The following is a 13,480-nucleotide window of genomic DNA, read 5'->3' as shown; positions in this document are numbered from 1 at the left end:
GCTTGATATAAAGCTCAACTGCACGAATCCTGTCTGCGTATGAGTACATGAACTACCTCCTGGTAGTCCAAGTTTTTGTCCGCATCCCCACCGGGGGCTAGTGGGTCACTTCTGGGTGGAAATCAACACTCGGGGTTGCGTTTCTCTTGATCGCGCTCACGGCGGGCGCGGCGTATGTCTCGTTTGCGGCTCATGTTTTGACTTTCATGCAGTGACCAAAACAACCGCGAGACATGCACTCTGGCCGCTGACAGTCTCTGGCACGGTGCGCGATCAAAGGCACGAATGCCCCAGGCAATTTGCAAGTTTTCAAAATCTCGGCATCCATCTCGCCGTAGGCAATGAGCACGCTGGGTGCGCCGCCATTGGCCGCTGCCCGTGTGCCATCGACATGGTGGAAATGCAGACGGCCTTTTAAAAAAAGTAGCGCGCTGGCCTTGCTCCACACGTTCTCAAAGAACATTTCTGTCTCTGTTCGGGCGAAGATCAAGGCTGTTCCCGCTCCATGGGCGGCCAGCCGCGACAGCCATTGAGCAGCCTCAAGACCATAGGGAGGGTTGAGCCACACGCGGCCATGCCATGGCTTTTGCAGGCCGTTGTCATGCGCGGTGTAGTGTTGCTCTGTCATTTCCCAAGGGCGATTGACTGGCGCGCACGGGTCAAGGTTGAAGGCTCCGAGTGCTTGAAGAACGTGCGGCGGTGTCAGCCACTCGTCGTTCTTCATGCGGGAGCTCTGGTGGCTTCCAATGCCTGCCATGCCTCACTCCCCCTTTGCTGCCGCGATAGTGGCGCGTTGATCTGCATCGCGCTCTGCCTGGGTGCGGAATGGCAGCGCGCGGGCGTGCTCCCAGTCGTCCATCACGAAATGGCCGAAGTCGGTAATGCTGTAGACGCCGAAGCCGTGCGACTGCAGGCATCCGAAGCCAGCAAGCCGCGCCACTGCCGCCTTGCCGATGTCGTGGCCCTGGTTGTCGCTGGCCGTTTCTTCAAAGCGCTGCAGGGATTCCAAGCCCTTGGGCTGCAGCCAAGTCGCCTGCGCGGGAAGTCCGGTAGCAGTAGCCAGCAGGGCGCGCAATTGCTGCTCTGTGTAGACCTTTTGCAGCTTCTGCATGTTGGCGCAGGAGCAGATGGCCGCCTCTTCGTTCGCGTACCATTTCTCCCCGTCGTATAAAGCGAACGGCTCAGGCAGCACCACTGGCGCGGCTGCTGCAGGCGCTGCCGGGGTGGCGGCAAGCACGGCGCGGGCGCGAGCTGCAAGTTTCTTCACGCCGCTGGCGAACGACTGGGGCGTGTGGTCATCGACCTGGGATGCGTGCTCGGTAAGGTCGCGCAACACCGAATCGCGCCCTTCAGGCACTGCCACGGCTGCGGGCACTGCCCCAAGCGGCCACGGGTCAACGATGCCGATAATTTCTGTCAGGGTGTCTTGGCCACTTACGCCGTCTGGTGGCAAATAGCGCTGGATTGCCCGGAGAACCTTCAGCAGAGCCTGCTCGGCCACGGCTGCTGGCGCTGCCTGGAAGGTCGCGTTTGAAACGGAGCCTTCGGCAGGGGCGGCGTAGAGGTATCGCACCTCATAGCCTTGCCATTCATGTGGGGTGGCCAGCACCATGGCTACATGCTCAGCCGCGCAAGGCTCCCATTTTTGGCCAGTAAAGCGGCTTTGACCCGAGACAGGCTGATGACTGGGTGCTGGCTCCTGAATCTGGTGCAGGCAGGGCGCGCCGATGCTGGCCAGCAGTTCACGCTTGCGCTGCTCGGTTAGGTCGCGGGCTGCCAGGGTGTTCTCAGGCGACACACCGCCCTCAATGAACGCTGCTGATGCCAGCGCATCAATGGCCAGAGTGATCTTGTCTTGCATATTGGCTCCCAGAATGAGAAAAGCCCGCGGCGGCGGGCTGGGGTGGTAAGTTGAATTCGTGCTCCGCTACCACTTGGCAAAGGCTTCGGGCTTATCGTTCACTGAAAGCATCACGGGCAGCTCGTCGGCGTGCACCTTGCCCGTCTCGATTAATACGGGGCGGCGCTCGCTATCCAGCAGGTCAGGATCGGGCGCGGCCTCATACGCAGCCACAAAGCGACCAAGCCAGCTCATTGCCTCGGCTGAGCTGGTGGCGGTGTAGCGGCGCACACCGTCAACGATCAGTAGCCAGACCTGCACCTTGGCGACCTGTTCCAGCTTTTCCAGGCGCTCGTTTGCCATTTCCACACAGCGATGCAACTGCGCGCGATCCAGGTCGGCCAGGAATTCAGGGGTAGACAGGCTCTTGGGGATCGGGGCCAGTTGGTAGCCGATCCAGGCGTAGTCGCACTTTTCATTGCGATAGTGGGGGCCGTTGCGGTCTTTCTTCACAAGCTCCGCAATTTCCTCGACGGTGCCTGCTAGGCCCACATAGCGCTTAGCGTGTCGCGCATATGCGGTTTCAAAGTCCTCGCGTAGCTTTTTCAGTTCTTCCCAGGTAAGCATAGGGTTCCAGAAAGCAAAAAGCCCGCTCAGTGGCGGGCTTGGGGTTGGGATCAAGTGGTTGTCAGTTACGACGGCGGGCTTTAATTTTTCGCTTCCTGCATGGGGCGTAAGTCAATATCCGGATAAATTTTGCCGGCGATATGCACACGATCACGGCCTGCGTTTTTGGCGTTGTAGAGCAGTTCATCGGCTTCCTTTAGCGCGCTCTCCAAATGAGAGGGACCAGTGATAGGGACTATTCCAAAGCTGATGGTGATTTTCGATCCCTCAGGAAGAACCGACTTGTCAGAGTTAATTTCGAATCGAATGCGCTCTGCGACTTGTTCTGCGCTGCTCAAATCGATGCGCGTCAATAGCAGAACAAACTCTTCGCCGCCAAAGCGGGCAACCAGATCATTTGCCCGAATATTTCTCTGAAGCGTAGAAGATACCAGCTGCAAAATTTGATCTCCGCAACCATGACCCCAAGTGTCATTCACATACTTGAAGTGATCAAGATCGCCGGCCAGCAATGCAATGGGGTACAGGCGCTTGTCTTTTACCCGTCTCTGCGCGGCTTCTTGAAATGATCGGCGATTTAAAATTTTCGTAAGCGAATCATGATCTCGTTCATTTCGAAGCTGATCTAACATCTCGCGGATTGCTATTGAACATATAAGGGTTGTAAATAGTAGTGCAAAAAATACGATGCTCATCGCTGTGACAAGCCAGTAAATTGATTTGGAGAAATCACCAATATTTTTAAACCCAAAAAATGGTATTAATACTGGTCGAATAATACTAAAGATGGAGAAAAATATATAAGAATAGAGCAATGTTTGATTTATCCAATCTTTTGGCTGTTCTTTCTTGAAAGCGGACTTTATTGGGAGTAAAAGAATCAAACCAGCACCAAAACTAAATGATTGCAATCTAGCCCAAATGTTTGGCTCAATGCTGCTATAGTAAACAAGGACAGATAAGGTGAATACCCCTATTAGAGACGCCAGTTGGGGTTGTGAAGGAACTTGTCGGCGTTCTGTAAAACTCATGGAAAGAAACCATGCGCTGGATAAATACAAAACACCCGAAGGCAAGGCGTAGCGATTGAGTTCTTCGATTGTCGCGTAGCTTTGAAATCCGAGGGGTATGGCTACCAATGCGTACGAAGAGCATAGCCATAATAAAAATCGTTGGTCTTTATTAATAATCCATAGAGCACCCAATATTCCTGCCAGCAATAAAATGCTGAGCGATGGTACGAGTAAAAAAATATTTACGTTTTTTATAAACATAAAATAGCTTGCATTGGCTAAAAATTTAACGATCTAAATCGTAAAAATTCTTATTTTTATTCTTTTCCGTGAACTACCGTTAAGCCAGAGTCAGATGAATTCAGCATCAAATTCATATTTGATAACAATTTGATTCAAATGTCGATAAGTTGACTTTGTGACGAAGCGGATTTGCAAAAATCATGTCCACCTACAGAAGTCATGCATTGATTCAAGGGATAACCGCCAGGGTGGCGGCACTGTTCTGTGTCGCTCAAAAGCGATTGTCTTGGCAGGTCTGATTTATGGAGACACAGATGGATGCGCATCCGACATATGAGATGAGCCCACGAAAAGTTCGCTTCGTTTTCGTGGGCGCTGCTGCTGACCATAGTGCTTCCATCACGGGAGATGCAATCGAATACGTAGTAGGAAGAGAGCTGCAAAGGGCATCTCAGCATCTGGATGCCTATCGCGCTCACTGGAAGTTGATCCACAGACTCGCGATGCTCAAATTGCACTTCTCTCAAGAGCAGGTGGTTGTCTACCTTGCTGACGTTCAAAGAACAGGTCAACACCTGGCTAGGGCAAGGACCTTGGCACATGCTTGATTGCTGCGAGTTTGGGCAACATGCTTTCACTCCATGTTTGGTGACTTAGCAGGAGTCCAATCGCTTGCGTAGCTAGCGGCAGATTGGGGTGGATGCGCTTTTGCTGGGCCACCAGCACTCCGAGCACCTTGGTGTAGGCGCGTGTCTTCATGATTCCCCAGGCGGCGAACTCGGGGGGCATACGCTTGTTGAGCAGTTCAGTGGCTGCCGTGGTGTGGGTTACGACTTCGGCCTTTTGGTGGGCGGCCAGAATTTCCAGCCCTTTGGCTTCTTCTGTCAAAGGCTTTGCCTCACGGCGCAGCTTGGCCGCGTCCACACTCAATGCCACATTTTTTGCCTCACGGCGCATGCCGGCCGCTTTGGTGCGCAGTGTCCTGGCCTGGGTTCGTGTTGCTACAAACTTGGCTTGGAGATTGATGGCCAGCAGGCCGGGGTGAGTTTCCTGGGCAGTCATGGTGATCCTCAAAACGCTTGTTCATCGTGGGCGGTGTCGGCTGGCGTGGCCTTGGGGCCGGTTGTGCTGGCGCTGGTTGCCAGCGAGGCGGGCAGCTGGCCCAGGCCGGTGCGGCCTTCGCCGCCTAGCGCCTCAATCAGATCGGGAATCAGGCGCGATAGCTCGCCCGTGGCAATGACCACATCGGTATCAAAGCCGCCATCGTCCTGACTGTTGCCGTCCATGACCGTATCCAGCAGCGTGATGTTCTTGATCTGCAGGCCTTCGGTCAGCACAAAGCTCACACGGTCGTCCCAGGTCATAGCCAGCTTGGTCGGCAGTTTTCCGTGCTCAATGTGCTGGCGCACCTCATCAATATCCAGCGGGTGACGGGCGTAGCGCACCACGGCCTTGGATTCGTCGGCCGCCTTCAGCTCAGTTTCGCGGTCTGCGGTGAAGCCCGCCGGCGGCTCCTGCGTCATCAGCCAGTGGGCCATAGCTGCCTGTGGGCTGGTCTGAGTGTCCACCAATGCCAGGCTAAAGCCGGCCAAGCCCTCCACCAGCAGCGTGACAACCTCATCGGCCCGGCCCTGGGCGCTGGTATCGAGCACCAGGGTGCGCGCCTGCGGGTCGATCCAGACCCACATGCTGCCCTGCTTGGTGAAAGCCATGGGCAGCAGATCCAGCTTGGCTTCTTCCTTGAGCTCCTTCTTCTCCTTCTTCCCGGGCTTGCGGCCCTCGGTGGCCTCAATATGCGCGGCCTTTTCATTGGCCTTGCGGTTGAGCACGCTGGCGGGCAGCATTTTGGATTCGCTCATGAAGCGCATCACCCATTGGCCGGCCACCGACTCGGCCAGCAAGCCATGGGCCTCGCCGCGTGGCGATGTCCAGCCCACGCTGCGCTCCTGGGTTGCGCCGCATTCGGCAAACACCGTCTTTTGCAGCGCATCTTCCAGCGCCTGCAGGTCGCCTTGCCAGCTTTCGGCAATGCGGTAAATGATCATGCTCTTGAACATTGGAGCTCCAGAAATGCGAAACCCGCTTGTCAGCAGGCGGGTGGTGAATTGACAAGAGTGCAGCGCAGTTCAGCCATGCCGGTGCTTGTAGGTTGCCGATAGCGCATGGATGTGCAGAACCAGGGCGCTACAGAGAAGCCGGAAGTCTGCAGATTCAATGTGTATGGCGCCGCACTCCTCGCGGGTGTCGATGCCAAGCTCAACCAAATTGCTGCCATCGACATGCAGCAGGGCTAGAGCGGCGTTGATATCGCCCAGCTTCATGGTTTGACCGCTTGCGATGCGGGCCTTGAATTCGTCCTCGGTCAGTTCGGAGAGGTTGATGCGGTTCATTGGTTGTTGAGGCTTTGGGTTCAAAGCAGCACGCCGCTAATGATCAGTGCGCAACCCAACGAGAGAGCGGCAATTCCAGAGGCAATCAGCAGGTTGACAATGGTGTTCATGGCAGTTCTCTCAGGCATTCGACGGTTGAGCTGTTGATCCACATTGCTGAGTGGCCAGCAGGGCAGACGCCTGCAGGCACTGCCTTGGCAAGCTCTGTCACAGCTGGGTCGCGCGACCTGGCATCAGTGTTGGCTGCGATAGCTCCAACAGCGATGGTGAGCAGGGCCGCGATGGCCCAATTGCTGGTTGTACTCATATGGTCTCCCAGAAAAACAAAAGCCCGCGTAGGTGCGGGCTGAGAGGGGTGGAGGTAGAAAGCGCGAAGAACTAAATCCGCGCTGTTGAAAAAACTTATACGATTACTTTCACATGGGCCATTCATCGGGCTTGAGAGCCATCATCACTGCCACGCCGATCAAGCAAAAGATACCGAAGACGGTCAACACCCACTGTGTGGCTATCAGAAGTTTGGTCCCAGGTTTGGGCCGACCAGCAGGACTGCCAGAGCGGCTACAAGGAGCAGTGCGTGGATGTGCTGCCATTTCACAGAACCTCTCTTCCGCACAGGCGCTGTGCATGATCGTCTTCAATAAGTTGGTGGACAGCTCTGCAAGGCATGAATTCTCCTAGGATCAAAAGTTAATTCGCGAGAGGTTGCTGAGTGCTTTTTGAAGGTGTCGTCGTAAGGTTCGGCCAGGGGCGGACGGGTGTTACTTACTGTAACGCATGTGCAACCATTTGGTTACATTTTTCGCATTGTTTTTTCAATCGAAAATCAATGAACGTGCAACCTCAACGCTCAATCCAAGCCTTGGTCATATCAGTCAAAGCCATGCCTTGGGTACAGACGCCTCTTTAGCAGCCCTTTCGGGGGCGAAGGGCGGTAGTGGCCAAGTGAAAACCCTGGAATTTAGGTGTCCGTGTCCCTTTTATGCTTGGATCAAGAGACTGAAATAATCACCGCAAGATTTACTGAGACTATTGCTTGTTTTTGCAACATTGGGAGGGGGCGATGAAAACATTGCTTTCAGCGGTTGCGGTAACTCTTGTATTGTTAGGGCAAGCACCTGCAGTAGCCGCCGGGAAAGCGGCAACTCTTAAACCCAATGCTGAAAATGAAACCGGCCCTGTCGGTATTGGCCCTTTAAAGCTCGGAATGAGCAAAGCTGAGGTTGAGGCCCTTACTCATGGTGACGTGTATTTGGCAGCTCGAATGCATCGAACGTTCAATAGAAACTCGGACCAGGATCCTGGCGTAGAGCGGTACGTAAGTAAGTTGGTGACGCCGCTCTCATCCTCTCCAATTGATCTCAGCCTTGCTTTCAAGGATGGCGTGCTCAACGCCATATCAGTGTTTGCTAGAGGGCGGAGTTCGGTGGTTTCAACCTTGGTCGCTCAGGTGGTCGCTAAGTTCGGTGAAGGCTCTTTCTCGAATTCAACATATGAAATTCCTTGCGGATTCCTTAATGGTGAGAAGCTGTCAGCCCAAAACGGAGATGTCACTCAAGCTTGGACAACCAAAAGTGGTGACAACAAGACGATTCAGACCACCTTTACCAGAGCGCGTATGGACATATGCTCCGCACGGTGGCACGGGGATTCAGTAATAGGGGTAACGTTGGAGCACCTTACTTTTAAATCGCTCTAAAGCCCGAAGCCGGTTTCTTGCGAGGACGATGTCTAACTGTGCTTGACTAAATCCAATTGCTTTACGGCTTATGGTTATCGCTGGGAGTTGAACCCTGTGGCGCGCTCACTTCATGGCGCTGCTTAGCCCTGCGGGAGAAGGCAGATGCATGCTGCATGCTTGGCTAACGCTCGCATTGCAAAACTTCCAGGCGAAAAAAGCCACCGAATGGTGGCGTAGCAAAAGATCTAGCTTCTTGTTTTCAATTCCAAGGCAGACTTATCTGCACATGGAAATCGGGTTCATAGTGCAAGAGCGACAAAGATACGTCTTGTTTCTTACGCTAAAGGCTTGTAACACTGCCCAATGCAGGCGATCTTCCTGTACTGTCTCTTCGGACCAGGAGGCGATATGGAAACCTTTGAATTGCGTATTAGCGCGTTAATTGGTCAATTGGAAAACTCCCAGCCTTGCCGCACTCAGCGTGAAGCTCATCATCTGCTCAAAACCAAGTGGATAGATGTTTGCACTGCTATGGGGATGCCGCGAGAGTACCTACGGGAGCTGTCTGAGTGGCAGCTGGCGCCTGAATCCGAGAAGTACCCTGCAGCCAGCGGGACACTCCATCTTCACGGCAACGATGAGCCCAAGATTGATGCGTACTTTCAGGCCGATGGAGGCATCGTTATCCAGCGAATGGATGGAATAGATGCCATGCATATTTTGCTCAGCATGCCTGCGCTCTCCAGCATGGCAAGTCATCCACATTAGAAGCCGAGTGGCAAAACGATTCGGTCGAAGTAGGAGTGTGTGGGGTCCGATCAAGAAGTCCAGTTGACAGTCAATGCATTTGGACGCTGGCAGCGGGCTTCATTTAAACCCCTAATTGCCGCTTATTGCACTTGGACTGCTGTTGTTCAAAGTTCGGACTCTTGATCGGTTGCCCCATCTGGAGAGGCCAATGCAGGCTACGGTACTGTCGCTGCTCTAGCGGGTGTTCAGTCACTTCGTTCTGGTTGGCCAAGTAGCTTTGTTCTTTGCGGATCGCTTTGTTGCTGATGCTCATTTCGTACCAGGCTGTGTTGGCCTGGTTGCCTCTGGTTGGTTCTTCCCGATGTATTGGACTGGTGCTTGCCGATTGGGCTTTGAGCCCTTTCACATAAGCTTCAGTTGATCCAGAAAGTCGGAGGACCAGTGATGGATACATCATGGGCGCTTATTGCACCGAGGTCCGTAGGCGATTGCGACGGATTCACTTGGTCTTGTAAGTAAATGCTTGCACCCTGATAGTGGCCATCGTGCTTTGATTTGCCGCCCATGTGATTCAGGGTCTGTGCGGGAGCTTGGATACAGGATCAAGAAGAGTTGGCCACACGTCACGCCAAAATTCGCCGCTTCGTTGATAAACAAACTGCTAGAACACATTGACCCCTGGTCACTTTTTTAAGCGAGCGAGCGCGACCTTGTGAAGGTCTGCTTGGTGCAAGATTCTTGCGATTTTCTTGGAGAGAAACTGCGCGGGAGTCTGCACTTGCGTCTCAACGCCATTTTGGAATGGCTGGGAAAAAATGTGGCCGCCGTCTGAGACGTTTTGGCCAGCATCATCTTTCTTGGCGCCTGGAGATCTTGCGCGTATGTTGAATATCGTTTTATCGACGAAAGACATACAGACCTCCGATCTCAGGTGGCGAATCGAGATGATTCCCTAGACTAACAATACTCCTTAAAAGTCACTCTCCAAAATCGGCGTCAGGAAAGTAGCGGAGCTTTCAAGCTGCGTTAACCGGAGTCTCCGTCAGTCTTGGGATGGCCGTAGCAGGCCATGCTCGCGGCAGTAGGCCATTTCCTCGTCGTAGTCGGTATCTGCCAGCACCAGGGTGCCGTCAGGTCCGTAGATGTTTCGTGTCGGCGCGCCCATGGCTTGGCCGGTGCGTTCAACACGGTAGCCGTGGCGATCCCAGCATCCGTTCGGGCTGTTGGGGCTGGGCGGCTTCTTGGTGCTGACTGTTTCCATAGCTGAACCTTTTGAGTTGCAAACCGCAGCACTGCACGCAAGGCTCTGGTTTGCGCCCTGATCTCGCTCAGGGGCTGGGGCTGCTTGCGCAAATGTGGGTGATCACCTGGGGTCAGAGTGCCAGGCGGCGGTCCAGATCCTGTAGGTCTGAGTAGGAGGCGCGCAGAAATTCGGTAAGGCCGTCGATCTTTAGCACCAGCGGAGCAGGCTGCGCTTGGGATTCCTTGCCTTGAGGACTAACAGCGCCTACGCCAGTCGGGATCAGGATGGGATCAAGACGGGTGCACATTCGGCTCACGATATCGCGCAGCTGACATGCCTGCGATTCCAAGCGGCTCAGGGCTTCCTCAACTTGGGTGGCTTTAGGGACTGGAGCCGGGTCATGCTGAGCTTGGTTTTCATACAGCGCTTGTTTCACGGTGTTTTCCTTTGGTGGTGGTCAAACCGCAGCGCCCTAAATTAAGACGCTCTGGTTTGTGCCGGGATTCCAACCGGCATGGCACGTTTCTTTTCTTGGCGCGCCTGCGCCTCACCCCCGTACTTAGCCCCAGGGTCTGGACTTCGCGTGACCTTTGATGTTCCTGTTGCCGATCCCATCCGGGGGCAGAGCAGTACTGACTACAGCGCACGACGACCTTTTGTATCCCGCTGCCGCCCGCGGTGCCCTGTGTTTATCCAGCCGTGCTGCTGCATGAGCATGAACCTGGGAGCTAGCTCGATCACTTGGCACCCATTGCAGCGGTTGTTGCTGCGATGGACAAATTATTAGTCGGAATTATAAAAAACACAACAGTCGGACTAATTAATTGAGTGGATATTTTTCCTTTCACGATCAAGTTGTTGTTTACAAACAGCTTTTGATTAGCGCAACCCAGGGTTGCGCAACTGTGCGTTGCGCAACTGAAAGTTGCAGTTGCAGCGCGCAAGGCACTGTGCAATACTGTATAAAAAACCAGTAACGCTCATGAATACTGATTCAAACAAGCTGCTTGGAAGTCGCCTTAAAAGGGCGCGCGTTGCCGCCAAGCTATCGCAGGACTTCATGGCTCACACCTTGGGTGTGACTCGTCAGGCTGTGTCGAAATGGGAGACAGGGGCTAGTTGCCCCACTGCACGGCAGCTGGGCGAACTGGCAACGATGTATTGCGCATGCGCTCATTCGTTGCTGTTTGGAGAGCCGTTCAAGCAGGTGACGGCTCAAGACTTGATGAGGGGCCAATGCAGGCCCGTTCGATCACAACAGGAGAGAGAGAATGGACGCGAAAGAGTTGCTAGACCAGATTGAGGCATACCAGGGCAAGCACCCTCGTGTGCGTTATGTGCCGGAGGTTTATGCAGCGATGGTGGCAAAAATGGCCGACAATCTGACCGCCGAGCAGCTGGAGGATATGGTTGCCTTGGGCGCGCTGATCAAAAACCGCTGCAGCGTCTTGGTCCCTGTTTACAAGTTTGACCAGATCCCTGATCACATTCTTGGACAAGGCCGCGCGGTAGGCTGATGCAGTTCAGTGCTCTGCGCTTTCGGTCTTCTTGTGGCTGACCCTTGGTGCTGGCGCTGGTTTTTGCTTAGGAGCAGGTATGCCGGGGTAGGGGTTGGCTGCAGACCTCGCCGGTTTTACGGAGTTGCGCAGCTGATTGGTCAAGCTGATCACTTCATCTTTTGCCTGACTGGGCAGCTCGCGGAACATCAGAACTAACTGCATTTCCAGTTTTGATAGTTCCGTCATGTCCATGCCGCCAGCTCGGTTGGCCTCATGACCAGGCTGAAGAGCGGCATCACCGATTTCACTCGCAACGGCAGCAATGGTGGTGCTGAAATCGCTGATCTGGCAGCCAAGCGCTTTGCTGAATTTCGCGGCGGCGGCAGGATTCAGTGGGATCTTGCCATTGAGATATTGGCTGACCGCGCTCTGGCCAAACCCTACTTGGTCGCTAAATGTGTCCTGGCTGGACTGCAACCCTTGAGCGCGCCTATCAGCCTTCCAACGCTGGAACAGTTGTTTCAGGCGCGCAGCGTCTGCTTTCTGCTCTGGAGTCAATGGGAGTGCTGGCATAGGCAGACGAGGGTATTAGTGGGGCTCATTAATTCAAAACAGTCAGACTGTTGATTTAGTTATCAGTCGGACTCATAATTGAGGGATGCACAACCTCAAATCGATCCGAGAGCGCTTGGGCTTGACCCAACAGGCGTTGGCCGATGGCCTTGGATGCACCCAAGGAAACATCGGTCACTATGAAAAGGGGCAGACCGTAACGCCAGAAGTCGCCCGCAGGCTGATTTCTTTTGCGGCCAATCTTGGGTTGGAACTGACCTTCGATCACATCTACTCAAACAAGCCTCTGCCCGAGCTGGCGCAGCCCTCCACCCCGACCAAGGAGGTGGGCAATGCATAAGCAACTAATCACCCCGCCAGAGATTAAGGCCAAGGCACAGGCCGTATTGGCCTTGCTTGATGGGCTGTCGTTCTTTGAGGCTGGGTATGTACTGGACGAGGCCCAGATTTTGTTGGCCCGCGTCCGACGCCGATTGGATGAGCAAAAGTTCAGCTTTGACCCAGCGTGCTCTCCCAAAGATGGTGGAGATCGTCCTTGAGTAGCCCGTGGATCTTGTCGGATAGAGCCTTCACATGCTCTTTCGTGTGGTTGGCGTATTCGTATCTGTCGTCGCGGCCTGCTTCTGCAATGTCCAGCTTGCGCCTGATTTCCTGCAGCTCGATGAAGTTGGCTACACACATCAGTTTGATTGTGCGTAGTTCGTCGAGTACTAATTTTTCGTTCATGTCTGCCCCTCCCGGGAATGGTTGTGTAGGAGCTTCCATTCTGCCCCGGGAGGCGGTGGGCACCCAGGCGCAGCACGCTGCGCAAAACCAAATCTCCTTGGCTTTGGCCAATCGCTACCCAGTGGGTTCTCCGCTGTGGCACCTGTTTAACAACTTCTATCGCCATACCGTTCATAAAGCGGAGTGCGCGGAGAACCTGCACGAGGAGGTCACACATGGCTGACTCCAATACCCGCATCAAACAACTCTCGCACCTGTCCAAGGCCCAGAACGCGGCCCTTGGCGCTGTGATGAATGCCCTCAAGGGGCTTTCCCCGGAGGACGCCCAGGAGGTCTTGGATCACGCAGCGGAGCAAGTGGACGTTGTGGATCACACGCCCATGTTTGCCCGCGGCATTGCTGGTTCCTTCGGGAAGCTGGATTTCCCCATCAAGACTTGGATTGACACCCATACGGCGGAGCTTTTCCGCCAAAAGGCTGCTGCCCGCAAACAGGACAGCTCCGCTGCCTTGCGTGATTGCGTGTACTCCTGGGCTCACAGCAAGACGTACACGCTGATGGTTGCGGAAAAAGCATTTCATGAGGCCAATGCTATGGACATTCGGGAACAAATGGCAGTGCCATTTCCGGGCCGCGAATTCGGAGGGCGTGGCCGATGAGCGTGACTTTGATGGCGCCAGCGGCCATACCGCTGACGATGAGCAGCCGCGAGGTTGCGGATCTGACTGGCAAGCGCCATGACAACGTTGTTGCCGACATCCGCAAGATGCTTGCTGAGCTCGGACTTGATCCCCTGAAATTTCAGGGCATCTATCTGGACGGCATGAACCGCCAGCAGACAGAGTTTCATCTGCCCCGTGAGCTGACAGACACGCTCTTGACCGGCTACAGCGCC

19 protein-coding genes are annotated in these 13,480 nt (G+C 54.5%); 7 read left to right on the top strand and 12 right to left on the bottom strand.

All coding sequences use genetic code 11. The annotated features are described in order from the left end of the window. Positions 1-190 precede the first annotated feature (190 nt). From ACNAZA_RS22125 to ACNAZA_RS22095, 7 genes are all read right to left on the bottom strand, one after another. Positions 191-724, bottom strand: a complete 534-nt coding sequence (locus ACNAZA_RS22125) for a DNA N-6-adenine-methyltransferase (protein WP_415798650.1) — start codon at positions 722-724, stop codon at positions 191-193. 36 nt (positions 725-760) lie between these two features. After that, complete coding sequence (locus ACNAZA_RS22120; protein WP_415798649.1) at positions 761-1,861, bottom strand: hypothetical protein; 1,101 nt, start codon at positions 1,859-1,861, stop codon at positions 761-763. 66 nt (positions 1,862-1,927) lie between these two features. After that, positions 1,928-2,467: a hypothetical protein gene (locus ACNAZA_RS22115; RefSeq protein ID WP_415798648.1), complete on the bottom strand. Its 540-nt coding sequence runs from the start codon at positions 2,465-2,467 to the stop codon at positions 1,928-1,930. 80 nt (positions 2,468-2,547) lie between these two features. Continuing rightward, positions 2,548-3,741: a GGDEF domain-containing protein gene (locus ACNAZA_RS22110; protein WP_415798647.1), complete on the bottom strand. Its 1,194-nt coding sequence runs from the start codon at positions 3,739-3,741 to the stop codon at positions 2,548-2,550. A gap of 561 nt (positions 3,742-4,302) precedes the next feature. Continuing rightward, a complete protein-coding gene (locus ACNAZA_RS22105) occupies positions 4,303-4,785 on the bottom strand; it encodes a hypothetical protein (protein WP_415798646.1) in 483 nt (160 codons plus the stop codon). A gap of 8 nt (positions 4,786-4,793) precedes the next feature. Beyond that, positions 4,794-5,780, bottom strand: coding sequence for a recombination-associated protein RdgC (locus ACNAZA_RS22100; RefSeq protein WP_415798645.1), 987 nt, complete (start codon positions 5,778-5,780; stop codon positions 4,794-4,796). Positions 5,781-5,849: 69 nt separating this feature from the next. Beyond that, entirely contained in the window at positions 5,850-6,113 is a 264-nt protein-coding gene (locus ACNAZA_RS22095; protein ID WP_415798644.1) for a hypothetical protein, read from the bottom strand. 1,063 nt (positions 6,114-7,176) lie between these two features. On the opposite strand from ACNAZA_RS22095, the gene ACNAZA_RS22090 reads away from it, so the two are divergent. Both ACNAZA_RS22090 and ACNAZA_RS22085 read left to right on the top strand, forming a co-directional pair. Then, on the top strand, positions 7,177-7,812 hold the full coding sequence (locus ACNAZA_RS22090; RefSeq protein WP_415798643.1) for a hypothetical protein: 636 nt from the start codon (positions 7,177-7,179) through the stop codon (positions 7,810-7,812). A gap of 390 nt (positions 7,813-8,202) precedes the next feature. After that, positions 8,203-8,562, top strand: coding sequence for a hypothetical protein (locus ACNAZA_RS22085; protein WP_415798642.1), 360 nt, complete (start codon positions 8,203-8,205; stop codon positions 8,560-8,562). 664 nt (positions 8,563-9,226) lie between these two features. Here ACNAZA_RS22085 and ACNAZA_RS22080 read toward each other — a convergent pair. The 3 genes from ACNAZA_RS22080 to ACNAZA_RS22070 form a co-directional block, all read right to left on the bottom strand. Beyond that, positions 9,227-9,457: a hypothetical protein gene (locus tag ACNAZA_RS22080; protein ID WP_415798641.1), complete on the bottom strand. Its 231-nt coding sequence runs from the start codon at positions 9,455-9,457 to the stop codon at positions 9,227-9,229. Between the two features lie 129 nt (positions 9,458-9,586). Then, on the bottom strand, positions 9,587-9,805 hold the full coding sequence (locus tag ACNAZA_RS22075; RefSeq protein ID WP_415798640.1) for a hypothetical protein: 219 nt from the start codon (positions 9,803-9,805) through the stop codon (positions 9,587-9,589). Between the two features lie 112 nt (positions 9,806-9,917). Beyond that, positions 9,918-10,223 carry a hypothetical protein gene (locus tag ACNAZA_RS22070; protein WP_415798639.1) on the bottom strand — a complete coding sequence of 102 codons (306 nt, stop codon included), beginning with the start codon at positions 10,221-10,223 and terminating at the stop codon, positions 9,918-9,920. 546 nt (positions 10,224-10,769) lie between these two features. Between ACNAZA_RS22070 and ACNAZA_RS22065 the strand changes: the two genes are divergently transcribed. Then, positions 10,770-11,090, top strand: coding sequence for a helix-turn-helix transcriptional regulator (locus tag ACNAZA_RS22065; RefSeq protein WP_415798637.1), 321 nt, complete (start codon positions 10,770-10,772; stop codon positions 11,088-11,090). Then, complete coding sequence (locus tag ACNAZA_RS22060; protein ID WP_415798636.1) at positions 11,059-11,304, top strand: hypothetical protein; 246 nt, start codon at positions 11,059-11,061, stop codon at positions 11,302-11,304. The genes ACNAZA_RS22065 and ACNAZA_RS22060 overlap by 32 nt, the downstream gene beginning before the upstream one ends. Positions 11,305-11,310: 6 nt before the next feature. Here ACNAZA_RS22060 and ACNAZA_RS22055 read toward each other — a convergent pair whose 3' ends face one another. Then, the gene (locus ACNAZA_RS22055) at positions 11,311-11,844 is read right to left on the bottom strand and encodes a helix-turn-helix domain-containing protein (RefSeq protein WP_415798635.1); all 534 of its coding nucleotides are present in this window, start codon (positions 11,842-11,844) and stop codon (positions 11,311-11,313) included. 100 nt (positions 11,845-11,944) lie between these two features. Between ACNAZA_RS22055 and ACNAZA_RS22050 the strand changes: the two genes are divergently transcribed. Continuing rightward, positions 11,945-12,199 carry a helix-turn-helix domain-containing protein gene (locus ACNAZA_RS22050; protein ID WP_415798634.1) on the top strand — a complete coding sequence of 85 codons (255 nt, stop codon included), beginning with the start codon at positions 11,945-11,947 and terminating at the stop codon, positions 12,197-12,199. Positions 12,200-12,348: 149 nt separating this feature from the next. Here the strand turns inward: ACNAZA_RS22050 and ACNAZA_RS22045 are convergent, their stop codons facing one another. Further along, positions 12,349-12,585 carry a hypothetical protein gene (locus ACNAZA_RS22045; RefSeq protein WP_415798633.1) on the bottom strand — a complete coding sequence of 79 codons (237 nt, stop codon included), beginning with the start codon at positions 12,583-12,585 and terminating at the stop codon, positions 12,349-12,351. A 215-nt stretch (positions 12,586-12,800) separates the two neighbouring features. Between ACNAZA_RS22045 and ACNAZA_RS22040 the strand changes: the two genes are divergently transcribed. Beyond that, the gene (locus tag ACNAZA_RS22040; protein ID WP_415798632.1) at positions 12,801-13,244 is read left to right on the top strand and encodes a hypothetical protein; all 444 of its coding nucleotides are present in this window, start codon (positions 12,801-12,803) and stop codon (positions 13,242-13,244) included. Between the two features lie 11 nt (positions 13,245-13,255). Beyond that, on the top strand, positions 13,256-13,480 hold a 225-nt coding region (locus ACNAZA_RS22035), incomplete at its 3' end, for a Rha family transcriptional regulator (protein ID WP_415798651.1).

Origin of the sequence: Comamonas aquatilis (assembly GCF_965139575.1) — a bacterium.
In the GTDB taxonomy this organism is placed as follows: Bacteria; Pseudomonadota; Gammaproteobacteria; order Burkholderiales; family Burkholderiaceae_C; genus Comamonas; species Comamonas aquatilis.
This window is presented reverse-complemented; position numbering and strand designations above follow the sequence as displayed.